The organism is Zavarzinia sp. CC-PAN008, from assembly GCF_051903925.1.
Lineage (GTDB): Bacteria > Pseudomonadota > Alphaproteobacteria > Zavarziniales > Zavarziniaceae.
This window is the reverse complement of the sequence record NZ_CP173678.1, coordinates 3,135,010-3,158,823: the sequence shown is the minus strand read 5'-3', so window position 1 is coordinate 3,158,823 and position 23,814 is coordinate 3,135,010. Positions and strand designations below refer to the sequence as shown.

General features: G+C 69.1%; 22 protein-coding genes and 1 tRNA gene. 11 read left to right on the top strand and 12 right to left on the bottom strand.

Annotation, left to right across the window (positions count from 1 at the left end; genetic code table 11):
- Positions 1 to 57: 57 nt before the first annotated feature.
- On the bottom strand, positions 58 to 327 hold the full coding sequence (locus ACI6GS_RS14835) for a helix-turn-helix domain-containing protein (RefSeq protein ID WP_439814229.1): 270 nt from the start codon (positions 325 to 327) through the stop codon (positions 58 to 60).
- Between the two features lie 219 nt (positions 328 to 546).
- On the opposite strand from ACI6GS_RS14835, the gene ACI6GS_RS14830 reads away from it, so the two are divergent.
- The gene (locus ACI6GS_RS14830; RefSeq protein ID WP_439814228.1) at positions 547 to 1,866 is read left to right on the top strand and encodes a tetratricopeptide repeat protein; all 1,320 of its coding nucleotides are present in this window, start codon (positions 547 to 549) and stop codon (positions 1,864 to 1,866) included.
- Between the two features lie 10 nt (positions 1,867 to 1,876).
- On the opposite strand, the gene rpoH is transcribed toward ACI6GS_RS14830, so the two are convergent.
- Positions 1,877 to 2,770, bottom strand: a complete 894-nt coding sequence (gene rpoH, locus ACI6GS_RS14825) for an RNA polymerase sigma factor RpoH (RefSeq protein ID WP_439814227.1) — start codon at positions 2,768 to 2,770, stop codon at positions 1,877 to 1,879.
- A 126-nt stretch (positions 2,771 to 2,896) separates the two neighbouring features.
- Positions 2,897 to 3,835, bottom strand: a complete 939-nt coding sequence (locus tag ACI6GS_RS14820) for an RluA family pseudouridine synthase (protein ID WP_439814226.1) — start codon at positions 3,833 to 3,835, stop codon at positions 2,897 to 2,899.
- 28 nt (positions 3,836 to 3,863) lie between these two features.
- Here ACI6GS_RS14820 and ACI6GS_RS14815 point away from each other — a divergent pair, with 28 nt between their 5' ends.
- The 7 genes from ACI6GS_RS14815 to ACI6GS_RS14785 all read left to right on the top strand — a co-directional run bounded on the left by ACI6GS_RS14815 (position 3,864) and on the right by ACI6GS_RS14785 (position 9,643).
- The gene (locus ACI6GS_RS14815; protein ID WP_439814225.1) at positions 3,864 to 4,166 is read left to right on the top strand and encodes a hypothetical protein; all 303 of its coding nucleotides are present in this window, start codon (positions 3,864 to 3,866) and stop codon (positions 4,164 to 4,166) included.
- A gap of 12 nt (positions 4,167 to 4,178) precedes the next feature.
- Positions 4,179 to 4,667 (top strand): M67 family metallopeptidase, encoded by a 489-nt coding sequence (locus tag ACI6GS_RS14810; protein WP_439814224.1) that lies wholly within the window; start codon positions 4,179 to 4,181, stop codon positions 4,665 to 4,667.
- Positions 4,664 to 5,737, top strand: coding sequence for a threonine aldolase family protein (locus ACI6GS_RS14805; RefSeq protein ID WP_439814223.1), 1,074 nt, complete (start codon positions 4,664 to 4,666; stop codon positions 5,735 to 5,737). The genes ACI6GS_RS14810 and ACI6GS_RS14805 overlap by 4 nt, the downstream gene beginning before the upstream one ends.
- A gap of 98 nt (positions 5,738 to 5,835) precedes the next feature.
- Positions 5,836 to 5,911, top strand: a tRNA-Glu gene (locus ACI6GS_RS14800).
- 200 nt (positions 5,912 to 6,111) lie between these two features.
- A complete protein-coding gene (locus tag ACI6GS_RS14795) occupies positions 6,112 to 7,230 on the top strand; it encodes an NADH:flavin oxidoreductase (RefSeq protein WP_439814222.1) in 1,119 nt (372 codons plus the stop codon).
- Positions 7,227 to 8,372 (top strand): acyl-CoA dehydrogenase family protein, encoded by a 1,146-nt coding sequence (locus ACI6GS_RS14790; RefSeq protein WP_439814221.1) that lies wholly within the window; start codon positions 7,227 to 7,229, stop codon positions 8,370 to 8,372. The genes ACI6GS_RS14795 and ACI6GS_RS14790 overlap by 4 nt, the downstream gene beginning before the upstream one ends.
- An 11-nt stretch (positions 8,373 to 8,383) precedes the next feature.
- Entirely contained in the window at positions 8,384 to 9,643 is a 1,260-nt protein-coding gene (locus ACI6GS_RS14785; protein WP_439814220.1) for an acyl-CoA dehydrogenase family protein, read from the top strand.
- Positions 9,644 to 9,665: 22 nt separating this feature from the next.
- Here the strand turns inward: ACI6GS_RS14785 and ACI6GS_RS14780 are convergent, their stop codons facing one another.
- The 6 genes from ACI6GS_RS14780 to ACI6GS_RS14755 all read right to left on the bottom strand — a co-directional run bounded on the left by ACI6GS_RS14780 (position 9,666) and on the right by ACI6GS_RS14755 (position 16,993).
- Complete coding sequence (locus tag ACI6GS_RS14780; protein WP_439814219.1) at positions 9,666 to 11,594, bottom strand: flavin-containing monooxygenase; 1,929 nt, start codon at positions 11,592 to 11,594, stop codon at positions 9,666 to 9,668.
- A 58-nt stretch (positions 11,595 to 11,652) separates the two neighbouring features.
- Positions 11,653 to 12,744 carry an LLM class flavin-dependent oxidoreductase gene (locus ACI6GS_RS14775; protein WP_439814218.1) on the bottom strand — a complete coding sequence of 364 codons (1,092 nt, stop codon included), beginning with the start codon at positions 12,742 to 12,744 and terminating at the stop codon, positions 11,653 to 11,655.
- Between the two features lie 80 nt (positions 12,745 to 12,824).
- Entirely contained in the window at positions 12,825 to 13,490 is a 666-nt protein-coding gene (locus tag ACI6GS_RS14770) for a TetR/AcrR family transcriptional regulator (protein ID WP_439814217.1), read from the bottom strand.
- Positions 13,491 to 13,531: 41 nt separating this feature from the next.
- Positions 13,532 to 14,725 (bottom strand): MFS transporter, encoded by a 1,194-nt coding sequence (locus ACI6GS_RS14765; protein WP_439814216.1) that lies wholly within the window; start codon positions 14,723 to 14,725, stop codon positions 13,532 to 13,534.
- A 108-nt stretch (positions 14,726 to 14,833) separates the two neighbouring features.
- Positions 14,834 to 16,231 (bottom strand): amidase, encoded by a 1,398-nt coding sequence (locus ACI6GS_RS14760; protein WP_439814215.1) that lies wholly within the window; start codon positions 16,229 to 16,231, stop codon positions 14,834 to 14,836.
- An 84-nt stretch (positions 16,232 to 16,315) separates the two neighbouring features.
- Complete coding sequence (locus tag ACI6GS_RS14755; protein ID WP_439814214.1) at positions 16,316 to 16,993, bottom strand: CerR family C-terminal domain-containing protein; 678 nt, start codon at positions 16,991 to 16,993, stop codon at positions 16,316 to 16,318.
- Positions 16,994 to 17,148: 155 nt separating this feature from the next.
- On the opposite strand from ACI6GS_RS14755, the gene ACI6GS_RS14750 reads away from it, so the two are divergent.
- The 3 genes from ACI6GS_RS14750 to ACI6GS_RS14740 all read left to right on the top strand — a co-directional run bounded on the left by ACI6GS_RS14750 (position 17,149) and on the right by ACI6GS_RS14740 (position 20,940).
- Positions 17,149 to 18,072, top strand: coding sequence for an oxygenase MpaB family protein (locus ACI6GS_RS14750; RefSeq protein WP_439814213.1), 924 nt, complete (start codon positions 17,149 to 17,151; stop codon positions 18,070 to 18,072).
- A gap of 169 nt (positions 18,073 to 18,241) precedes the next feature.
- Positions 18,242 to 19,492 carry an acetyl-CoA C-acetyltransferase gene (locus ACI6GS_RS14745; protein ID WP_439814212.1) on the top strand — a complete coding sequence of 417 codons (1,251 nt, stop codon included), beginning with the start codon at positions 18,242 to 18,244 and terminating at the stop codon, positions 19,490 to 19,492.
- A 146-nt stretch (positions 19,493 to 19,638) separates the two neighbouring features.
- Positions 19,639 to 20,940 (top strand): acetyl-CoA hydrolase/transferase family protein, encoded by a 1,302-nt coding sequence (locus ACI6GS_RS14740; protein WP_439814211.1) that lies wholly within the window; start codon positions 19,639 to 19,641, stop codon positions 20,938 to 20,940.
- Here the strand turns inward: ACI6GS_RS14740 and ACI6GS_RS14735 are convergent.
- From ACI6GS_RS14735 to cysT, 3 genes are read right to left on the bottom strand one after another with little or no spacing between them, the layout of a single operon-like run.
- Positions 20,870 to 21,958, bottom strand: a complete 1,089-nt coding sequence (locus tag ACI6GS_RS14735; RefSeq protein ID WP_439814210.1) for a sulfate/molybdate ABC transporter ATP-binding protein — start codon at positions 21,956 to 21,958, stop codon at positions 20,870 to 20,872. The genes ACI6GS_RS14740 and ACI6GS_RS14735 overlap by 71 nt on opposite strands.
- Before the next feature lie 14 nt (positions 21,959 to 21,972).
- Positions 21,973 to 22,863: a sulfate ABC transporter permease subunit CysW gene (gene cysW, locus ACI6GS_RS14730; RefSeq protein WP_439814209.1), complete on the bottom strand. Its 891-nt coding sequence runs from the start codon at positions 22,861 to 22,863 to the stop codon at positions 21,973 to 21,975.
- Positions 22,860 to 23,708: a sulfate ABC transporter permease subunit CysT gene (gene cysT / locus ACI6GS_RS14725; RefSeq protein WP_439814208.1), complete on the bottom strand. Its 849-nt coding sequence runs from the start codon at positions 23,706 to 23,708 to the stop codon at positions 22,860 to 22,862. The genes cysW and cysT overlap by 4 nt, the downstream gene beginning before the upstream one ends.
- Positions 23,709 to 23,814: the final 106 nt, after the last annotated feature.

Below are 23,814 nucleotides of genomic sequence, written 5' to 3'. Positions count from 1 at the left end.
TGCGGCCGGTGGAGGGGACGGCAGGCCGCGTCCCGCGCCGGTCAGGTCGTGTCGGCCTCAGCCCCTTGCGGGCGGGACCTTGCCTGCCTTGAAGCGGACGCCGCGTCCGCCGCCCTGGCTGATCGCGTTCTCACCGATCAGCTCGACCCCTTCGCGCTCCAGCGCCTCGACCACCTTCATCAGCGTATCGACCACGCCGCGCACATTGCCGGCGCTGGCCTCCATCCGCTGGATCGTGGGCAGCGACACGCCGGCAAGGTCGGCCAGGCGGCGCTGGTCAATGCCCAGCAGCGCCCGCGCCGCACGCATCTGTGCTGCCGTGATCACCGCTGGCAACCACCGCATGAGGCGCGAGGGTACCTGCGCCGCCATGATGTCAAAAACATCACTCTCATTGTCATGAGCATGAATATCGAGTTTCTGTACTCGATATGCAACCCCATGGGTCGTCGAGCCGCCTGCGGCAAGATTGCTGCCCGGCGGTACAACCTGCACACTGTCAGGCGTAATGTGGCGGCGTGCCGCCAGGCCATAGGGGAGAGTCGCATGACGCTGGCACGGGACGAGCGCGGGCTGGAGTTGAGCGGCGCCAGCACGACCGCGGCAGCGCATTTCAGCCGCGCCGGGGCCGATTTCCTGTGCTTCGTGAACGATCCCCTGGGCGACCTGCAGAAGGCACTGCAGGACAGTCCCGACTTTGCCATGGCCCATGCCATGCTCGCGTACATCTTCCTGATGGCGACCGAGCCGCCGGCCATGAGATACGGCCTGAAGTCCGCCGCTGAGCTGGAGCGGACGGCGCGGACCGAGCGTGAGCGTGGCCACAGCGCGGCGTGCAACGCGCTGGCACGGGGACGGTGGCACGAGGCGGGACGGATCCTGGAGGACATCGCGATCCGCTGGCCGCACGACCTCCAGGCCCTCCAGTTCGGACACCAGCTGGACTTCTTCGTGGGCGACGCACGGATGTTGCGGGACCGCCTTGCGCGGGCCCTGCCAGGGTGGTCATCCGACATGCCCGGCTATCATGGCCTGTTGGGCATGCACGCCTTCGGGCTGGAGGAGACAGGCGACTACGCCCGGGCCGAGGCAGCCGGCCGAGCCGCAATCGAGCTCCAGCCGCGCGACGGCTGGGCCCAGCATGCGGTCGCCCATGTGATGGAAATGGAGGGCCGTCAGCGCGAGGGCATCGCCTGGATGCGCGACAACCAAGCCAACTGGGCGGTGGACACCATCTTTGGCGTCCACAACTGGTGGCACCTGGCGCTCTACCACCTCGACCTGGACGAGGTCGATGCCGTGCTCGACCTCTACGACACGCAGATCCATGCCGCGCCGAGCACGGTCGCGCTTCAACTGGTCGATGCCGCGGCGATGCTTTGGCGTCTCCACCTGCTGGGGGTCGATATCGGGGATCGCTGGACACCCGTTGCCCAAGCCTGGGCTCCCATGGCCGGCGCCAGCACCTATGCCTTCAACGACGCCCACGCGATGATGGCGGCAGTCGGTGCCGGGCGCAGCGACATCCCCCAGGCGATCGCGGAGGCGCAATCCCGCGCCCTGTCAGAGGGTAGCGACAATGCAGGCTTCGTGGCCGACGTGGGCCAGCCCGTGGTCCGGGCGATCCAAGCCTTTGGCGAGGGGCGCTATGGTGAGGCGGTAGACCTGCTGCGGCCGATCCGCCATCGCGCGAACCGCTTCGGCGGCAGCCACGCCCAGCGCGACGTCATCGACCTGACCCTGATCGAGGCGGCCCTGCGCGACCGCCAGGGCTCGCTGGCCCGGGCGCTGGCCGCGGAGCGCCTGGCGCTGAAGCCGCACAGCGCGCCGAACCAGCGCCTGGCGGCCCGCGCCGCCGCAATCTGAACCGGGCTGATCAGGCCGGCGCGGGCAGGTTGCCGATCCTCTCCTCGCGGGCGGTGCTGCGCATGGCCTTCTGCAGCTTGTCGAAAGCCCGCACCTCGATCTGGCGGACGCGTTCGCGGCTGATGTTGTAGACCTGGGACAGGTCCTCCAGCGTCGTTGGCTCGTCCTTCAGGCGCCGCTCGGTCAGGATGTGGCGTTCACGCTCGTTCAGCGTGTCCATCGCCCGGGCCAGCAGGTCGCGGCGCTGGTCCAGCTCCTCCCGCTCGGCCAGGTCGGTCTCCTGATCGGTGGCATCGTCGTCGACCAGCCAATCCTGCCATTCGCCCTCCCCGTCGACGCGCATCGGCGCGTTGAGCGAGTTGTCGGGCGCGGCCAGGCGGCGGTTCATGCTGATCACGTCCGCTTCCGGCACGTCCAGCTTGGTCGCGATGGCGGTCACCGTCTCCGGCGGCAGGTCGCCATCCTCGATCGCCTGGAGCTGACCCTTCAGCCGCCGCAGATTGAAGAAAAGCTTCTTCTGCGCGGCCGTCGTGCCCATCTTCACCAGGCTCCACGAGCGCAGGATGTATTCCTGGATCGCCGCGCGGATCCACCACATGGCATAGGTGGCCAAGCGGAAACCACGGTCCGGCTCGAACCGCTTTACCGCCTGCATCATGCCCACATTGCCTTCGGCCACCAGTTCGCCGACCGGCAGGCCATAGCCGCGATAGCCCATGGCGATCTTCGCCACCAGGCGCAGATGGCTGGTCACCAGGCGATGCGCTGCCTCGGTATCGCCGTGCTCGCGCCAGGCCTTCGCCAGCATGAACTCCTCGTCCGGCGTCAGCATGGGAAACTTGCGGATCTCCTGGAGATACCGCGTCAGGCTGCCTTCGGGGGTGGAGGAGAGCTTCAACGACATTGTCACGTCACCTTCAACATGTCGCGCCGTCATCGGGCGCACGGGCCGCAAACGCCGCGGCCAAGCCTTACCCTTCTACTCGGTTATTAACGCGCCCCGCTCATTCCGAGTCAACGAGTCGGGATCCTATCCAGACGTATGGTAGCCCAGCGCGCGGAGCAGATCTTTCATGTCCCCTGGAATGTCCGCTTCGAAGCGAAGGTTCCGTCCAGTGACCGGATGCCGGAAACCCAGAAGCCAGGCATGAAGGGCCTGGCGCGGAAATCCGACTGCCAGGCTGGGGAGTTGGGCGCGCGCGCCGCGCGGTGCCCGACCATAGAGCGGATCACCCACCAGGCCGTGCCCGCGCGAGGCCAGGTGGACGCGAATCTGGTGGGTCCGCCCGGTCTCAAGCCGGCAGCCGACCAGGGCCGCGGCCAGGCCAAAGCGCTGTTCCACCGCGTAGTGGGTGACCGCGTCCTTGCCCCCCCGGCTGACGATCGCCATGCGCTGGCGGTCATGCGGATTGCGCCCGATCGCGCCGTCGATCCGCCCCTGCGGCGGGCTGGGCACGCCCCAGGTCACCGCGCGGTAGCCACGGTCCATGTCATGGGCCGCGAACATCGCCGACAACCCGGCATGGGCGGCGTCGGACTTGGCCGCTACCATCAGGCCAGAGGTGTCCTTGTCCAGGCGGTGCACGATGCCCGGCCGCTTCACCCCGCCAATGCCGGACAGACTGTCGCCGCAATGGGCCAGCAGGGCGTTGACCAGGGTCATGTCGGGACTGCCGGGGGCGGGATGCACGACCAGGCCCGGCTGCTTGTTGACCACGATCAGGTCCATGTCCTCATACACGACGTCCAGCGGGATTTCCTGCGCCTGGGGGCTGGCCTCGACATCCGGCTGCACGCGGACCATCACGACCTGGCCGGGTTTGACCGGCCGCGCGGGCTCCCGTATCGTCGCTCCCTCGGTCGACACGGCCCCCGCTTCGATCAGGGATTTCAGCCGCGCCCGGCTGAGGTCCGGCAAGGCGTTTGCCAGCACCTTGTCCAGGCGATCGCCCGCCCTGTCCGGCGTCACTGTCACACGATGAATTGAGACCTGATCCATGGCCCAGGATTTGACCCAGAACCTTGGCCTTCTCAAGGCGATCGTGATCGGGCTCTCGGTCGCGATCCTGCTCTGCCTGGCGATCATGACGGCCTACATCATCTCCACGGTCACAGGCGGCCCCGATGCGCCGGCCAATGTGGTGGCCAACCTCCCCGCCGGGGCCCAGATCGTGGAGATGGATACGCAGGACGGCACCCTTCTGGTTCGCATCCAGGGGCCGGAAGGGGACCAGGTGCTCAGCTTCGACCTGGCCACGGGCCAGCGCACGGGCACGCTGCGCTTCGTTCCCGCCCCCTGACGCGTGCCCGCGATGGCGGTCCTGCGCGTCTCGCCCGGGCTGCTGCGGGCCATGGCCGATGCGGCGGAGGCAGCCTTTCCCAACGAATCATGCGGGCTGATCCTGGGATGCGCGGGGCCGACGCCGTTGGCGCAGTGCCTTGTCCCCTCCCCCAACCTGAGCCCGGAGCCCCGGACGCAGTTCGAGATCGACCCCGCCTTGCGGCTGCGCCTGCAGCGTGAGTTGCGCGGGACCGGGCAGGCGCTACTGGGGATCCATCACTCGCACCCTGCCGGCGCGGCCCGGCCGTCGGCCCGCGACCTGGCGGGTGCGTGGGAGCCGGGTCTGCTCTGGCTCATTACCGCCGTCATCGACGGCCAGGCGGTACAGACCGCCGCGTTTCGCCTGGGCCGCCAGGCCGACCGGTTCGAGGAACTGGTCCTGTGCGATGATCGTGCGGGACCCGACCCGGTGCGCGCAACGCCCGCCTGGGCCAGGATGGAACCCACGAACGGGACATGAGCGGTGGAGAGGCCATGAACTTCGGCAGCGACAATGTGACGGGCGTCCATCCCAGGATCATGGAGGCAATGGCCCGCGCCAATCACGGCACGCAGCCCTCCTATGGCGCGGACGAAGTGACGACGCGCCTGCAGCAGCGCCTGGCCGACCTGTTCGAGCATGAGGTAGTGGCCTTTCCCGTGGCGACCGGCACGGCCGCCAATGCGCTGGCGCTGGCCCAGGTGACGCCGCAATGGGGCTCCGTCCTCGCCCATGCGGAGGCCCATGTGTGCGAGGACGAATGCGGCGCGCCGGAAGCGTTCAATCCCGGCAGCCGCGTCATCGGCATCCCGGGCGCGCATGGCAAGCTGGAGGCCGCCGGCGTCGCGCGGATCCTCGACCGCTTCACGCCCGGCTTCGAACACCAGCTCCAGCCCAGCTGCCTCAGCCTGACCCAGGCAACGGAGGCGGGCACGGTCTACAGCGTGGCCGAAGTGACGGAACTCGCCAATCTGGCGCATGAGCGGGGCCTGGCCGTGCACATGGACGGCGCGCGCTTCGCCAATGCCGTGGCGCACCTGAAGTGCTCGGCCGCCGACCTGACATGGCGCGCAGGGATCGACGTCGTCTCCTTCGGGGCTACCAAGAACGGCGCCATGGCAGCGGAGGCGGTGATCTTCTTCGACCCGGCCAGGGCGGAACACTTCCGTTACCGGCGCAAGCGGGTGGGGCACCTGTTCTCGAAGATGCGCTTCGTCTCCGCCCAGCTCGAAGCCTATGTGGCCGATGACCTGTGGCTGGCCAACGCCGCGCATGCCAACGCCATGGCGCTGAAACTGGCCGACGGCCTGATCCAGCCGCCGGGCACCCGCCTGGCCCACCCTGTACAGGCGAACGAGGTCTTTGTCCGCCTGCCCACCGATGTCGCCCACAGGCTCGAGGCGGGTGGCGTGCAGTTCCACGACTGGCCGGGAGAGCCTGCGACGGACGGCGCGCTGCTCTACCGTTTCGTGACCGCGTTCGACACCGATCCCGCCGCGGTGGACCGGGTGGTGGCCCTGGCCGCAGGGACCATCGCCGCAGCTGGCTAGGACACCTCCCGGCAGGCTCGGCGAATGCGCCGTGCGGCATCTGCAAAGAAGTGCTTGATCGGGCGGGGGCTTGCCGTTATCTAGGCGCTCCCGGCCTCGTCCCCATCGTCTAGAGGCCTAGGACGGCGCCCTCTCACGGCGCAAACAGGGGTTCGAATCCCCTTGGGGACGCCAGCCGCGTCGCAAGCCGAAATCGTCAACAGGCGCGGGAACCACCGGATCAGGGTGGGTCCGGGCGACGTGCTGTCGCTAGCGCACCGTGGCATTCGGCCTTGGGGCAGCTGCTTGACCTCGCGTCCTGCGCTGCCGTCGCGCACTATGCCCCTCGCGAACGAACAAGAACGGGCGGCCGGAGTCGCCTGACGGAGGGGACGATGGACGCCAGCCACGATGGTGCGGACCAGGCGCATGCACGGCTGTTCACGCCGCTGAGCTTTGCGCGTGGGCCCGCCATGGCCAACCGCATCGCCCTGGCGCCGATGACGACCGACCAGGCGCTGCCCGACGGGACGCTGCCGCCGGACGAGTTGCGCTGGATCGCCAGGCGCGCCCAGGGCGGCTTTGGCCTGGTCATGACCTCGGCCTCCTATGTCCAGCCCAATGGCAAGGCCGGCGGGGGGCAGACCGGCCTGTGGTCGGACGCCCACATCCCCTCGCTGGCCCAGCTGGCACAGGCGATACGTGTGCAGGGGCGGGTCGCGACGCTGCAGCTGCACCATGCCGGGTGCCGCGCCTGGAAGCGGACCGTCAGCGACATCGTTGCCCCCTCCCCCCATGCCGAGACGGGCGCCCGCGCCCTGTCCACGGCGGAGGTGGAACAGGTCGCGGCCGATTTCGTCGCCGCCGCGGTGCGGGCCGAGCACGCGGGCTTTGACGGCGTCGAACTGCATGGCGCGCATGGCTACCTGCTGGCGCAGTTCCTGTCGGTCGAGGACAACCGCCGCGACGACCGCTATGGCGGCTCCCTGGAGAACCGGGCGCGCCTGATCACCGAGATCATCGCCGGCGTGCGCCATGCCTGCCGCCCCGACTTCCAGCTTGGCCTGCGCCTGTCACCCGAACGCTGGGGCATGCGCCTGGGGGAGATGCGCGAGCTGGCCGCCCGGTTCATGCAGGATGGCGACCTGGACTGGCTGGACCTGTCGCTGTGGGACGCGGCGAAGCAGCCGGAGGACGCGAGCTTTGCCTCGCGTCCGCTGCTCGGCTGGTTCACTGACCTGCCCCGCGGCGGCACCCGCCTGGGGGTCGCAGGCAGGATCACGACACCGCGCGCAGCCAGCGCCATGCTGGCCGCCGGGGCGGAATTCGTCATGGTTGGGCGGACGGCGATTCTGCATCCCGACTGGCCGCGGCTTGCGCGGGACCCCGCCTTCACGCCCCTGCCGACGCCAGTCGGGGCGGATTATCTGGCGGCGCAGGACTGCGGGGCGCGCTTCATCCGCTACCTGCATACGTTCCAGAACTTCGTCGCGTCCGAGCAGGTGGCGTCGTGAGCGGTGACGCCATCCGGTTCCGCTTCAGCGCGGAGCAGGCAGAGTTCCGCGAGATGCTCCGGCGCTATTTCGGCCAGGTCTCGCCTACCAGTCGGGTGCGCCAGCTGATGGAGACGGACAGCGGCTGGGACCGGGCCGACTGGGACGCCATGAATGCGCAGTTCGGGCTGAGCGGCCTGCACGTGCCCGAAGCCTATGGGGGCCAGGGCTTCGGCTGCATCGAACTTGGCATCGTGGCTGAGGAGATGGGACGCGCCCTGGTATGCGGGCCCTATTTCGCGTCGTCCGTGCTGGCCACCGGCGCGATCCTGGCCGGGGCGAGCGATGCCCAGAAGCGGGTCCTGCTGCCGCCCATGGCCGCCGGGACAAGCATCGCAACGCTGGCCTGGACCGAACCGGGCGGCAGCTGGGATCCGACGGACATCGCGATGACCGCGACGCCCGCAGGGGGCACCTACCGGCTGGACGGAACCAAGAGCTTCGTGCCCGACGGGAAAACGGTCGACCTGATCGTGGTGGCGGCACGCCTGCCGGGGACGACGGGCGCCCAGGGCCTGTCGCTGTTCACGGTGCCGGGGGATGCGGCCGGCCTGCAGCGCCGCGCGCTGACGGTCATGGACCCGACCCGCCGGCTGGCGCGCCTGGATTTCAGGAAAGTCGAGGCGACGCTGCTGGGGGACGTGGGGAGCGCCCTGGCCCCGCTGTCGGACACCCTGGCCCTGGCTGCCATGGCACTGGCCAACGAGATGGTGGGCGGGGCCGAGCGCCTGCGGGAGCAGGCACTGGACTATGCCCGCATGCGCATGCAGTTCGGCCGACCGCTCGCCGCCTTCCAGTCGATGAAGCACAAGCAGGCGGACATGCTGCTGGAGGTCGAGCTCGCCCGCTCCGCCGCGTGGTACGCGGCGGAAGCCGCAGCCTGCGGGGCGCCCGACCGGGTGGCCGCTGCGTCCCTGGCCAAGGCCGCGGCGTCCGAGGCGTACCTGCAGACAGCGCTGCATGCCATCCAGATCCACGGCGGCATCGGCTTCACCTGGGATAACGACACCCACCTGTGGTTCAAGCGGGCCAAGAGTTCGGAGGTGTTCCTGGGCGATGCGGCCTGGCATCGCGAGCGCATGCTGCGCGCCATGGGACATTGAGGGAGGCCGCGATGAGCACGACAACGGAAGCGGCCCTGCGTGCCGAGGTCGCCGCCTGGCTGGCCGCCAACTGGGATCCTGAGCTGAGCCTGGTCGCATGGCGAAATCGCCTCATCGACGGCGGCTGGGCGGCACCCGCCTGGCCCAGGGCCTGGTTCGGACGCGACCTGCCCCCGTCCCTTGCCGCCGTCGTGGAGCAGGAGATCCGCAAGGCAGGTGCGGTCGGCGTTGCGCGCACGGGTCCGCGCACCCTGGCGCAGTCCGTGCTGCTGGCTCATGGGACGGACGCCCAGAAGCGCGCCTTCCTGCGCCGCAGCCTGACGGGCGAGGATGGCTGGTGCCAGCTGTTCAGCGAGCCGGGCAGCGGCTCCGACCTTGCGGCTGCTACCACGCGGGCGGAGCGGCGGGACGGGCGCTGGATCGTCAATGGGCAGAAGCTGTGGACGACCAGCGCGCATCATGCCGACTGGGGCTTGCTGCTGGCACGCACGAACTGGGACGTGCCCAAGCACCAGGGCCTGAGCTATTTCATCATCGCCATGCGCCAGCCGGGCGTGGTGGTGCAGCCCCTGCGCCAGATGAACGGCCATGCCTCGTTCAACCAGGTGTTCTTCACCGATGCGGAGGTGCCGGCGGACAACCTGGTCGGAACCGAAGGCGGCGGCTGGGCTGTCGCGACCACCACGCTGATGCATGAGCGCCGTGGCTTCGAGTCGATCGCCCCGGGGCCAGCGGACCCTGCGCCGCGCGCGGGTCGCGTCCATGACGAGGAGCGGGCCGAGACCGCGATCGCCCTTGAGCCCTACAAGTGGTATCCGCAGCGGACCGGGCGCGTCGACCTGGTGATCGAGCGGGCACGGGAAACAGGCGCCATCGCCGATCCTGCGACGCGCCAGGAGATCGCAAAGCTGCTGGTCCTGGCGCGTTGCGCCGAATGGACCGCACGCCGCGCCCGCGCGGCACAGGCCGATGGCCGCGCCCCGGGGCCGGAGGGTTCGCTGGCCAAGTTGGCCGCCAGCCAGATCGCACGCGCGGCGGCGCGCGTCCATACGCGGATCAGCGGCGCCGACGCCATGCTCAGCGGCGCGGACAGCCCGATGGACGGCATCATCGCGGAAATCCTGGTGTCGACGCCGGCCATCTCGATCGCGGGGGGCACGGACGAGATCCAGCGCAACATCATCGCCGAGCGCGTCCTTGGCATGCCCAAGGATGACAATCCGGACGCCGGCAAGCCCTTCCGCGACATACGCCGCACCGTCGTCCGCTAGGCCGGACGGTGCGGCGGGCAGGTCAATCCAGCACGAAGTCGGCGGGATCGGGCTTCCGCGTCGCCTCCCAGTACTCGACCAGGGGGAACGGCCAGTTCTGGCTGACCCGGCCCTTGGCATTCTTGTACCAGCTGGTCACCTGGGGGGCGCCCCAGGCCATCAGGGCATTGGCTGCGTCCACCCGGGCGTTGAAGGCGTCGTGCACGTCGCGGCGCGGCTCCAGCGTGGCGTGGCCCGTCTCGGCCAGCATCTGCAGGGCGCCCACGACGTAGCGGACGCTGCACTCCGAGAAGAATATGATGGAGCCGTTCACCACGATGTTCGTGTTGGGGCCATAGAGCACGAACAGGTTGGGGAAGTTGGGAATCGTCATGCCCAGATAGGCACGGGCATCGCCAGCCCACTGCTCGTGCAGCTCCACCCCGCCGCGACCATGGACCTTCAGCGTCTTGAGGAAATCCGAGGCTGTGAAGCCGGTGCCATAGATGATGACGTCAACCTCGTGCAGCGTGCCGTCGGCCGTACGGATCCCCGCCTCCGTGATCTCGGCGATGGCAGCGGTGACCAGGTCGACATTCGGCCGTTTCAGCGCCGCGATCCACACGCCGTTGTCGCGCACGGTCCGCTTGCCGCCGATCGGATAGGCGGGAATGACCTTCTCCACCAGGTCTGGCCGGTCGGCCAGCTGGGGCAGGATGCCCTGGACCAGCATCTCGCGCAGTTCGGCGTTGGCGGCGCTGACCGCGCTCGCGGGCCCGTCATAGGCCGGATCGCTGCGCACCGCATCAATCAGCCCGTCGGTCAGCATCCAGAACAGCCAGAAGCGATACCACTTCTCGTAGTAGGGCACGGTTTCCAGCAGCCACGACTCGGCGGACGACACGGCGTCATGGTAGTCGGGCGTGGGCCCAAGCCAGGGCGGCGTGCGCTGGAACACCGTCAGGTGCCCGACATCGGGGGCGATTTCCGGCACGAACTGGAAGGCCGACGCGCCGGTGCCGATCACGGCCACCCTCTTGCCCTTCAGGTCGACGTCATGACGCCAGCAGGCGGAGTGGAAGGCCGTGCCCTTGAACCGGTCGCGACCGGGGAAGTCGGGAATGCGCGGCTGGTTCAGCTGGCCCACGGCGCTGATCACCGCGTTGGCGGTCAGCACGTCCGTCGTGCCGTCGTCCTTGCGGATGGTCACGTCCCAGGTCTTTGACGCCTCGTCGAAGCGGGCTTCCGTGACCTGGGTCGAGAAGCGGATATGGGATCGCAGGCCGTACTTCTCCACGCAGTCCTGGAAGTACTTGCGCAGCACCGGCTGGGTCGAGTAGTGCGCCGGCCATTCATGGTTCGGCTCGAACGAATAGCCGTAGAGATGGCTGGGATTGTCGACGCGACAGCCGGGATAGGTGTTCTCGAACCAAGTCCCGCCGGCCTCCGCGTTCTTCTCGATCACCTCGAACGCAATGCCTGCCTGGGCCAGGCGGATCGCCGACAGGATGCCGGACATGCCGGCTCCGATCACGATCACCTTCAGGCCCGCCGCGGCGGCCTTCAGCACCGGCGCCTGCCAGTCGGGCCGGCGGCTGTCGCTGCCGGTCAGGGCCAGTTCCTCAAGCAGCATGGGGACATAGCGCTCGGGCACGTCGGCGCCGGCGACGAAGTCCATCATCCGGCGCAGGGTTGCCCCATCCGGCGGCGGCGGCAGGCTGCGATCCCCGTCGAGCCAGGCCGTGAGCACCTGCTTCGCGCGCGCCCGAAGCGCCGCCTGCCGGTCCTCCGGATAGCCGCCAAGCCGCCCATCGGCAAAGAACTCGTAGACCGGCTTCATGTCGTCGCTCAGCAGGCCGGCATCGCCTGTGATGTGGACGAGCGACATCAGCAGCGACGGCAGGTGCGCCTGCGCCAAGGCCTGGTCCAGCAATGCGGTCCGGTCGTCGATGACCGAATTCCCGTCAGCCATGAGTATCCCTCCGCGAGGTCAGTACAGCGTTGTCCCGAACCAAATTAGGCGATGCGGCCTATTCCGCAACGGCACGGGCCGGCGTCCGCTCGCGAAAGGCTGGGATCACCTCGTTCGCGAACAGGCGCATGGAGCCCTCGCGCGCATCGATGCCGCTGGCGCGCCAGAAATCGCACATGATCTGCCGGCAGCCGAGCGCGTCGATCTGGCGCTGCACCTGATCGATCACCGTCCCGGGCGAGCCCGCCAGGACCAGCCCTGCCTCCATCAGGCCATCCAGCCCGACGCCCACGAACTTCTGCGGGTTCATTGTCAGCCAGTACTCATAGCCGGCCGTACCGGCGGCGGCGCCAGGCGACTTGGTGAACACGGGTGCCGTCGTCCGGGCGGTATGGTCCCAGAAGCGCACCACCCGCTCGGCCGCGATCTCCCGCGCTTCGGCATCGGTGGACGCCACGCAGACCATGCGCAGCGGTACGATGCCGCCACGGCGGACAGCCACGCCGGCCTGCCTGGCCGCCGCCTCGTAACGCGCGCGCTGCTGGGCCCCGGTCGCCAGGTCCTCGCCGATCTGCATGGCGGGATAGTCGTGGGCGGCCGCCCATTCGACCGACTTCGGGCTCTGCGCGGTCATCCAGACGGGGGGATGCGGCTGCTGCACGACGCGCGGCGCGATCTCGGTCGGCGGGACCTTCACATGCACGCCATCATGGGCCATCCGCCCCGTCCGCCAGGCGGCAAGGACGGCGTCGTGGGCCTCCACGAAGCTCTCCCAGGAATGCGCGGAGTCCAGGGAGTAGGACTGGAATTCGTGCCCCGTGATGCCCCGCCCGATGCCCCACTGGAAGCGGCCGTTGGACAGCAGGTCCAGCATCGCCCCTTCTTCCGCGATGCGCGTCGGATGATGGAAGGGCAGCACCGTGATCGCCGTCCCCAGCTTGATCCGGCGCGTCTCGCGCGCGGCGATGGCCAGGAACAGGTTGGGCGACGGGCTGGTGGAGAACAGGGTGTCGAAATGATGCTCGGCGAACCACAGCATGTCGAAGCCAAGTTCGTCCGACAGGCGGATTTCGCGCAAGATCGAGGCATAGACCTCGGCCTCGCTGCCCTGGCCTGCGGTGGGGCCGATGATGAAGACCGAGAATTCCATGGCTGCGTCCCATCCCGTCAGGGCGCAGCTTTCCGCCGCGCCGTCTTTTCCGCAGGATTAGAACGCGTCCTAAGGCCCGGTCAAGCCGGATCCAGCAGGGCCTTCGCCAGGTGCAGGCGGGCGGCGACCCGGGGCGCCCCGGCCGCGGTCATGTGCGGCAGCAGCAGCAGCATGATCCCGTAGTTGACCTGAGCCGACAGCTGCACGGTCGTGATCTCGCCCCCCAGCCAGCGCCGGATCGCGCCAGAGAACATGTCCATCAGGTACTGGATGATCAGGCCGCCGCGCGCCTCCGCCTGGAGCAGCCCCTCGTCCCGGCAGCGCTCCAGCAGCGCACTCCAATAGACGACCCGCGGCTCCTGGAAGATGCGGATCAGGGCCGGGTCCCCCCCGCCATAGGCGGCGCCATAGAGCGCGCGGTAATAGTCGGGGTCGGCCTCCAGCGCGGCAAAGGCATTGTCCAGGCCAGCCAGCATCCGGGCCAGGCCGTCACCAGGTGCCTGCGCCTCCAGCCGCCGCAGGCCGGCGTCGAGTTCGCGACCGGACAGCGCCGCCAGGATGCCGTGCTTCGACTTGAACAGGTTGTAGGGGGTCATGTTGGCGACGCCGGCGCATTCGACCAGGCGTCGCATGGAAAGCTGGCCGGTCGCGCGCAGAACGTCCACGGCGGCGTCCAGGATCCGCTGGGCCGTCGGGCTCAGGCGGGTGTCGGCCGGACAGTCAGGCGCGTTCGGAACAGAAACCATCGCCCTTCTGTGACGGCAGGCGACGGCCCTGTCAAACCGCGTCAGGCCGCAGTCGCGACGGTGCGCTGCGACCCGCGCGTGGCGAGCAGCGCGATGACCGCCAGCACCGTCGGGGGCAGCGTCACCCAGCACACCATGGCCCAGCCATAGTGGGTCAGTATGCCCCCCGAGGCGAACGAGCCAATCGCCATCAGGCCGAAGACCAGGAAGTCGTTCAGCGTCTGGACCTTGGCGCGCTCGTCAGGCTGGTGGCATTCCAGGACCAGCGCCGACGCGCCGACAAAGGCGAAGTTCCAGCCCAGGCCCAGCAGGATCAGCACGATCCAGAAGTGCGCGACGGCGACGCCCGTCAGGCCCACCCCCGCCGCCCCCGCGATCAGGAGCAGGCCCACGAACACGATCACCGGCGTGCCAAAGCGGGCAATCAGGGCGCCCGTGAAGAAGCTGGGCCCATACATGGCGATGACGTGCCATTGCAGGCCCAGATTGGCATCCTCCTGCGACAGGCCGCACAGCTTCATCGCCAAGGGCGCGGCCGTCATGACGAGGTTCATCAGCATGTAGGCGATCGCGCCGGTGACGACTGCGCCGACGAAACGCGGCTGCCGCAGGATCTCGGCCAGCGGACGCCCGCTGGTGCCGTCGGCGGCGGCGATTGGCGGCAGGCGCACCCCGCCCAGGATCACGCCGGCCAGGATCGCGACCACCGCCTGCGCCGCGAAGGTCGCCGCAAACAGGTAGGGCAGCCACAGGTTCATGGTCAGTGTCACCAGCTGCGGCCCCAGGACCCCGGCAAAGACGCCGCCCGCCATCACGGCCGACAGCGCGCGCGGCCGCCGCTCGGGCGGCGCCGCATCGGCCGCGGCAAAGCGGAAGGACTGCGCAACCGCGGCATAGGCGCCACCGAAGAACGTCGCGATGCAGAACAGGGGGAAGGAGGCCAGGAGCACGGCGGGGACGGCCAGCACCCCCGCCAGGACACCGCAGCCCGACCCGGCAAGGAACGCCGCGCGGCGGCCATGGCGCTGCGCCAGCATGCCGGCCGGGATTGTGCACAGCGCCATCCCCACCACGAAGATCGAGATCGGCAGGGTCGCCAAGGCCGGATTCGGCGCCAGCCCGTTGCCGACGATGGCGCCGGTCGCGAAGACGATCGTCGCATTGGCCCCTGCAAGGGCCTGGGCAATACCCAGCCGCAGGATGTTGCGACGCTCCAGTGTCGGTACCGCGGTCATGGTGATGGTCCCCCCGCGGCCACCATATCCGGTTCTACGTCACCTCGACTGTTGAACCGCGCAAGCCTGCCTTGCCCGGGGCGAAGGGCTCTGACCCCGTTGCGGGGCTCACAGGTCGGGATGCCTCAGGTGCCAGTCGGTCGCGGACTGGAAGGCCTGGCCGATTCGCAGCGCCGTCGCCTCGGCGTACCCCCGGCAGACGATCTGCAGCGAGCACGGCAGGCCAGCGGCCGTGAAGCCATCGGGCACGGCCAGGGCGCACAGTTCGAGCATGTTGGCGAAGCGCGTGAAGCGCGACGGCAGGCGGGCCGGGTCGACCTTGGCCACCGGGATGGCCGGCACCTCCGTCGTGGGCGTGAGCAGCGCGTCGACGTCATCCATCGCCGTCAGCAACGCCTGCTTCATCGCACCCAGGCGTTGCCGGGTGCGGAGGTAGTCGACGGCGCTGATCGTGGCGCCGGCCAGGATGTTTCCGCGAACATTTTCGTCCAGCGGCAGGGCGGGATCCTCGGCCATCGCCCCATGGGCGGCATAGGCCTCCGCAGGCACGATCGTGTTGAGTGCGAGAAGGTCGGCAAACTGGAATGGCAGGCGCATCGGCACCACCTCGGCCCCCAGGTTCGCGAACGTGTCCAGCGCGGCATCATAGGCGGCGAGGACGGCGGGATCGCAGCCCGCCCGCTCGGCCTCGGGCATCGCGCCCAGGCGCAGGCCGCGCACACCGCGGTGCAGCCGTGCCCCGGGCTCGTCGGGTGGCAGGCCGTGGGTCAGCGGGTCCAGCGGATCCGGCCCGCGCAGGACCTCATAGAGCAGGGCCACGTCCTGCACCGAGCGGGCCATGGGTCCCGGCGTATCGAAGCTCCAGGCCAGCGGCAGGACGCCATGCGTGCTGATCCGGCCGATCGTCGTCTTCAACCCGGTCAGGCCGCAGAACGATGCGGGCAGGCGGACGGAGCCGCCGGTATCGGTGCCAACCGCCCAGGGCACAAGACCGGCTGCCACCGCCACGCCGGAGCCGCTGCTGGACCCGCCGGGGACGCGGTGGACGTTCATGTCCCAGGGATTCCAGGGCGTCCCCATGTGCTGGTTGGTGCCCCAGCCGCCCATGGCGAATTCGACCGTGTGCGTCTTGCCCAGCACGATCATGCCCTGTGCCAGCAGCCGGCGTGCCAGGGTTGCGGTGGCGCTGGCGACATGGCCACGCCGCGCGGCGGACCCGCCGGTTGTGACATGACCTTCCAGGTCGATCAGGTCCTTCAGCGCGATCGGGATACCATGCAGGGGTCCTGCCGCGTGGCCGGCGCGCAGCGCCTTGTCCGCCGCCTCAGCCGCCAGACGTGCGATCGGGCCGTGCACTGCGACAAAGGCGTGGAGCCGCGGCTCAAGGCGCTCGATGCGGGCCAGGGCCGCATCGACCACGTCCACCGGCGACAGACGGCGCGTGGCGATCGCCTGGGACAGGGCGGCTGCGGAGAGGAAGGCCGTGTCAGGAGCAGAGATGGGCATCGGGACCGCGGGACTGTTCCGGGGACGCCATTATTCGACGTCCCCTGCCCCGCCCTCCAGCCGGAAATCGCGCGGGCTGGGCCCTCAGCCGATTCGCTCGATCTGTGCCTCCAGCGCCGCCCGCACCTGGGCCAGACGCTCGTCGCGCGCGTCGGGCCAGGCCAGATATTGCAGCGAGACGGGGCGCGAGACGCTGAATGCGGTCAGGCTGGAGATCAGCAGCAGCGCCTCGATCCGCGCGGCGCTGCCGACCACCCGCTGGCCGCGCGCACGGGCGACCAGCGCCGCGACCAGTTCCACGCCGGGCGCCCACAACTGCTCGTACAGCAGGGTAAAGGCGGGCCCCGGCTCCACCATCTCCCGGGTGAAGAAGGCGATCCACAATTCGGCGTCGTCGGCGACCGACAGTTCAGCCAGCGCCCCGATCAGTGCCTTAAGCCCGGCGCGCGCGTCGGCACCGCTCATGTCGCCCTGGAGCGCCGTCACCGTCGCCTCGGCCAATGCCAGCATATGGGCCTGGTAGCGTTGCAGGATGGCCTCCGCGCAGGCGAGGTAGAGGCCCTCCTTGCCACCGAAATAGTACTTCAAGGCTGGCAGGTTGACCTCTGCCGCCTCGGCGATGCCGCGTGTCGTGGCGCCGCGGAAGCCATGCGCGCCGAACGCGCGCAAGCCCGCCTCCAGGATGCGGGCGCGGGCCTCGTCCCCCTTGCGATAGCCTGCGGGCCCGGCCCGGACGCCCGCGTTCGACCCGCCACGCTGCACGTTGCTGACCCCTCCCCGTTCGATCCGACCGCGAGGCACGGGCATAGCAGAACCCGCCGCGCCACCAAAGAGCTTGCAAGGACGAGCCCGAGCAAGAATACTATCACCTGATACACAATCAACCGTCGACCAGGCAAACGCGGCAGCGCACCCCCATGAGCGAGCAGAAATCCTATCTCGGCTGGCGCATCGACTATGCAACGCCCGTGGGCGAGGCGGCCCTGCACCATCCGGCGTCGGTCCAGTGGCGGGTGTTCAAGAATCCCGTGGCGCTGGGTGTGGGCGGCGTGGCGGCGGTCCTGATGGAGTTTGCCGACGCGCGCATCCGCTCCGGCGTGTGGGACCATTCGATCTACAAGACGGACCCGATCGGACGGTCCAAGCGCACGGGCATCGCCGCGATGGTGGGTGTCTATGGCCCCGCAAGTGCGGCCCGCCGCGTCATTGCCGGCGTCACCAACATGCATGCCAAGGTCGCCGGCACCACCCCGGGGGGCGAGGCGTACAAGGCGCTGGACCCCGAACTGCTGGACTGGGTCAGCGCCACGGCGGGGTTCGGCTTCCTGAATGCCTATGACCGCTTCGTGTCCCCCTTGAGCGAAGCGGACAAGGACCGCTTCTATCGCGAGGGAGAGATCGTCGCCCGCCTCTATGGCGTACAGGTCTGTCCGCGCTCGCAAGCCGACTTCCTGGCCATGATGGAACGGCTGGCGCCGCGCTTCGAGCCGCACCCGATCGTGACCGAGTTCCTGGACATCATCCAGTCGGGCAAGGCGGCGCCCGGCATTCCTCGGGTGCTGCATCGCGCCCTGGCCCGCGCCGCCGTCTCGATCCTGCCGCCTTTGGTGCGGGACAGGCTTGAACTGGGCCGCGCCTTCGACCTGACACTGGCCGATCGCCTGATGCTGAAGGCGGCCGGCGCCCTGGCCGAGCGCGTGGCCGATCCCCGCGCACCGGCCTGCCAGGCCAGCGTGCGCCTGGGCCTGCCCGCCAATTTCCTCTACCGCCGTCCGGCAGAGCAGCAACGCCTGCTGGACCGTGCGGGCCTGGGCCAGGGGGGCTTGGCCCAGGCAGCATGATGGGCGCGGCGACGCCGGCCCCGCCGACCCGGCCGTTCGTCCGTTGACGACGGACGCCCCGTTGTCTACCCAAGGGTAGACTTGAAGTCGCACCCCCGGTCCTTGCCCGTTGACGGGGTGCAACTTCTGGCGTTTGTGTGCGCCCCAAGGTTCAGGAAAGGGAAACGTCGTGGCCGAAGCTTATATCGTTGATGCGGTTCGCACCCCGCGTGGCATTGGCAAGGTGGGCAAGGGCGCGCTGGCGCACCTGCACCCGCAGATCCTGGCCGCCACGGTGCTGGGCGCGCTGCGCGACCGCAACAAGCTGGATACGTCGACCGTCGACGACATCATCTGGGGCACCTCCAGCCAGCGTGGCGCCCAGGGCGGCGACATGGGCCGCATGGCCGCCCTCGACGCCGGCTTCGACATCAAGGCATCGGGCGTGACGCTGGATCGCTTCTGCGGCTCGGGCATCACGTCGGTGGCGCTGGCCACGGCCCAGGTCCTGTCGGGCATGGAAGACTGCGTCATCGCGGGTGGCACCGAGATGATGAGCTACACGGCCTCGACTGCGGACCCGAAGAATCCGCCGATGATGGACGCCGGCAACCTGCGCCTGCGCGCCAAGCATCCGCAGTCGCAGCAGGGCGTCTGCGCGGACGCGATCGCGACGCTGGAAGGCATCGACCGCGCGGCAGTTGACCGCCTGGCCGTCGTCAGCCAGGAGCGCGCCGCCGTCGCCCTGAAGGAAGGCCGCTTCAACCGCTCAGTCGTGCCCGTCTACAACCCCGACGGCACGCTGGCGCTGGATCACGAGGAGTTCCCGCGTCCGGGCACGACCATGGACACGCTGGCCGGTCTGAAGACCGTGTTCAACATGTACATGGACATCCCGGTCGACGACCAGGGCACGACCTATGGCTCGATGGTCTTCGCGAAGTACCCGCAGCTGAAGGGCAAGATGACCCACGTCCACCATGCCGGCAATTCGTCGGGCGTGGTCGACGGTGCGGCCGCCATCCTGGTCTGCTCGGCCGACTACATGAAGAAGCATGGCCTGAAGCCGCGCGCCCGCGTGGTCGCCACGGCGAACATGGGCGACTGCCCGACCCTGATGCTGAACGCGCCGGTGCCGGCGGCGAAGAAGGTCCTGGCCAAGGCCGGCCTGACGACCGACGACATCGACGTGTACGAGATCAACGAGGCGTTCTCGGTCGTCGCCGAGAAGTTCATCCGCGACCTGAACCTGAACCGCGAGAAGGTCAACCGGAACGGCGGCGCCATGGCGCTGGGTCATCCGATCGGCGCCACGGGCTCGATCCTGATCGGCACCGCGCTGGACGAACTGGAGCGGACCGGTGGTCGCTATGGCCTGGTCACCATGTGCGCCGCCGGCGGCATGGCCCCGGCCATCATCATCGAGCGCGTCGAGGCCTGATCCTCTACCGGATGGGTCCGGACAACGGACCCTGATGCCGGGCGGCCACCGCCCGGCCCGCCTCAAGGCCAGCCTGCAAGGGCTGGCCTTTTTCTTTGCCCGGCCGGTTTGAGGCATCACGTGGGATCGCCTAAGCTCCGCGTCGCATGACCCAATTCCTTGATCCAGACGCCCTGGCCGGCCTGTTCCGTCCGGGCATGACCGTCTTTGTCGCCGCCGCCTCGGGCGAGCCCATCGGCATCCACGACGCACTGAAGGAGCACGCCGCAGCCCTGGCCGGCGTCACCTTCATCATGGCCCCCGTCCCCGGCATCAACCGCAGGGACTGGAGCGCGCTGAACCCCGACTCGCGCCTGCTCAGCTATTTCGCGGCGCCCGAACTGGCCGAAGGGATGGCGGCCGGCCGAGTGTCCTATGTGCCGATGTCCTATCGCGGCATCCATGACGATCTGGACCGCCGGCAGATCGACATGGCCATTGTCCAGGTGGCCCCGGAGAAGGACGGCAGCTTCGGCAGCGGCATGGCCTTCGACCTGGCCGCGGCCCCGCTGGCCAACGCGCCGGTCGTGCTGGCAGAGGTGAATGCCGCGATGCCGGACCTGGCCGGTGCCCCGCGCATCCCGGCCGCGCGCATCGACCATGCCTTTGCCACCGACCGCACCCTTCCCGTCCTGGGCAGTCCCAAGGCGGACGCGGTGACGGACGCGATCGGCGCCCATGTGGCGGCCCTGGTGGTAGACGGCGCCTGCATCCAGCTGGGCATCGGCGCCATGCCGGCGGCCGTGCTCGCGGCCCTGACCACGCGCAACGACCTGGGCGTGCACAGCGGCATGATCCCGGAAGGCACGATGCCGCTGATAGAGGGTGGCCAGATCACGGGCAAGGCCAAGACGGTCGACCGCGGCCTGATCGTCACCGGTGCCGTCATGGGCAGCCAGGCGCTCTACGACTTCGCAGCGGCGCGCCAGGACCTGGTGATCCGCCCCGTCACCGTGACCCACGATGTCGGCTATATCGGGGCCATCGACCGCTTCACCGCGATCAACTCGGCGCTGGAGATCGACCTGTTCGGCAATGTGAACGCGGAAGGCGTGGGCGGCCGTCTGGTCAGCGGGATCGGCGGCTCCATCGACTTCGTGCGCGGCGCTGCCCGCTCCAAGGGTGGCCGCGCGATCGTCGCCCTGCCCGCGACGGCCGCCGGGGGCAAGGCCAGCCGCATCGTCCCCGTCCTCCCCCCCGGCGCACCGGTCACCGCGGCACGGGGCGACGCCGACTGGATCGTGACCGAGCACGGTGCCCGGCGGCTGAAGGGCCTGTCCCTGGACGGGCGGGCCGAAGCGCTGGTCGAGATCGCAGCGCCCGAGTTCCGCGACTGGCTCAGGGCGAGCTGGGCAGCGCTCCGCTCTGGCCGGGCCCTGCCGGAAAGACCCGCACCCGCTGTGGCCTGATCACCAGGGGGGACCCGATCGGCGGCAGCCAGTCATGCTCCGGGGTTTCGACCTCGATGATGGCACCGTCCGTATCGCGCTGGATTTCCAGGCGGATCTGGTTGCCGGACGGGAACACATGGTGCAGCCGGCCGGTCAGGCCCTCGCCCGAACCCTCCGGCAGGACCTCGATGTCATAGGGGCGGACATAGGCCAGCGCCATGCCGTCCTTGACGCGGGCCAGGTCCTCCCCCTCCAGCGTGCAGGACCAGTCGCCGATCTGCAGGCGCCCATTGCGGACCGTGCCGGTCAGGCGGTTGGCATTGCCCAGGAACTCGGTCACGAACGCGGTGGCAGGCGTGCGGTAGACCTGGGCCGGCGTGCCCACCTGCTCGATCTGGCCCTGGCTCATGACCACGACGCGGTCGGCCAGTTCCAGTGCCTCCTCCTGGTCGTGGGTCACGAAGATCGAGGTCAGGCCCACCTCGGCGTGCAGCTGGCGGAGCCAGCGGCGCAGGTCCTTGCGCACCTTGGCGTCGAGTGCGCCAAACGGCTCGTCCAGCAGCAGGACCTTTGGCTCGATCGCCAGCGCCCGGGCCAGGGCCACGCGCTGGCGCTGCCCGCCTGAAAGCTGGTTGGGGTAGCGCTTGCCGAAGCCCTTGAGCTGGACGAGGTTCAGCAGCCGGTCGACCCGCGCCTGGATCTCGGCGCGCGGCGGGCGTTCGCGCCCCCGCTTGACCTCCAGGCCAAAAGCCACGTTCTGCGCCACCGTCATGTGGCGGAACAGGGCGTAGTGCTGGAACACAAAGCCCACGCGGCGGTCGCGCGCGCTTCGTCCTGCGATGTCCTCCCCCTCGAAATGAAGGGTTCCCGAGTCGGCGAAGTCCAGCCCCGCCAGGATGCGCAGCAGCGTCGTCTTGCCCGAGCCGGAGGGGCCAAGCAGGGCGACGAACTCCCCCGACTCGATCTTCAGGTCGACATGATTGAGCGCGGTGAAGGAGCCGAACGTCTTGACGACGTTGGAAACCTCGATCGACATCGTTTCCCCCGATCTCAATGGCCGCGCGTGGCGGCGATCTCGCGGCCGAAGCGCCATTCCACCAGGCTTTTGGCGACAAGCGTCACCAGGGCCAGCAGCGCCAGGAGCGAGGCCACCGCGAACGCGGCGACGGAGTTGTATTCGTTGTAGAGCATCTCGACCTGCAGGGGCATGGTTGTGGTCTGCCCGCGCAGGTTGCCCGACACGACCGAGACGGCCCCGAACTCGCCCATGGCCCGCGCGTTGCACAGCAGCACGCCATAGAGGAGGCCCCATTTGACGTTCGGCAGCGTGACCCGCCAGAAGGTCTGCCAACCGGACGCCCCCAGGACGATCGCAGCTTCCTCCTCCTCGGTCCCCTGTTCCTGCATCAGCGGGATCAGCTCCCGCGCGACGAAGGGAAAGGTCACGAACACGGTCGCCAGGACCAGGCCGCTGACGGTGAAGATGATCTTGATGCCCAATTCCTGGAGCAAAGGCCCAAAGAAGCCCTGCGCCCCGAAGAGCAGGACATAGACCAGGCCCGACACGACCGGCGAGACCGAGAAGGGCAGGTCGATCAGCGTGATCAGCACGCTCTTGCCCTTGAACTCGAACTTGGCGATGAGCCAGGCGGCCGCAATGCCGAAGACCAGGTTGAGCGGCACGGCGATCGCCGCCACCAGCAGCGTCAGGCGCACGGCCGACAGGGCATCCTTCTCGGTGATCGAGTGGAGGTACGCGCCCAGGCCGGCGTTCAGCGCCTCGTAGAAGACTGCGGCCAGCGGCACGACCAGAAACAGGACGAGGAATGCCAGGGCGAGCAGCGACAGCAGCCAGCGGACCCAGGCGGGATCGGACGTGGCGGCGGCGAACCAGGCCGGCGGCGCGGCGCGGCCGGCGGGGGTGTGGGGCGCGGCACTCATGTGGCGCGCATCCGGCCCCAGCGCTGGAGCAGATTGATGAAGAACAGGATCACGAACGAGATCAGGAGCATGACGACGCCGATGGCGGCGGCGCCGGCATAGTCGAACTGCTCCAGCTTGATCACGATGAGCAGCGGCGCGATCTCGGTCTTCAGCGGCATGTTGCCCGCGATGAAGATGACCGACCCGTACTCGCCCACGCCTCGGGCGAAGGCCAGGGCAAAGCCGGTCAGAAGAGCCGGCAGGATCGCGGGGAAGATGACGCGGGCAAAGGCCTGGAAGCGCGTGGCACCCAGGCTGATGGCTGCTTCCTCGGAATCCGAATTCATGTCCTGCAGCACCGGCTGGACCGTCCGCACGACGAACGGCAAACCGATGAATGTCAGGGCGATGAAGATGCCCAACTGGTTGTAGACGGCCTTGATGCCGATCTCGGCCAGAAGGCTGCCCAGCCAGCCGTTGGGGGCATAGATCGCACTGAGCGCCAGGCCCGCCACGGCGGTGGGCAGGGCAAAGGGCAGGTCGACGATGGCATCGACCACGCGCTTGCCGGGGAACGAATAGCGCACCAGAACCCAGGCGACCAGCAGGCCGAACACCAGGTTCAACAGCGCCGCCAGGAACGAGAGGCCGAAACTGACCCAGAGGGCCGAGACGACGCGCGGATCGCCAAGCGTCTTGGCCCAGAAGCCGGCAAGGCCAAGGTCCATCGGGCGCAGGATCAGAGCCGCCATCGGGATCAGCACGATCACGCCAAGGTAGGTCAGCGTATAGCCCAGGGTCAGCCCGAAGCCGGGAATGACGCTTGGCTGCCGCCATTGGGTCCGTTTCGCCAAGCCGGCCACCCCTGCCCCGATCGAAGTTCGTTCGATCCTACCCGACACGACCTCTCCGGTCGTCATTGTCGTCATTGAAACCCCTGCCTGACCGCCCCTGCCCGAACACGGAACC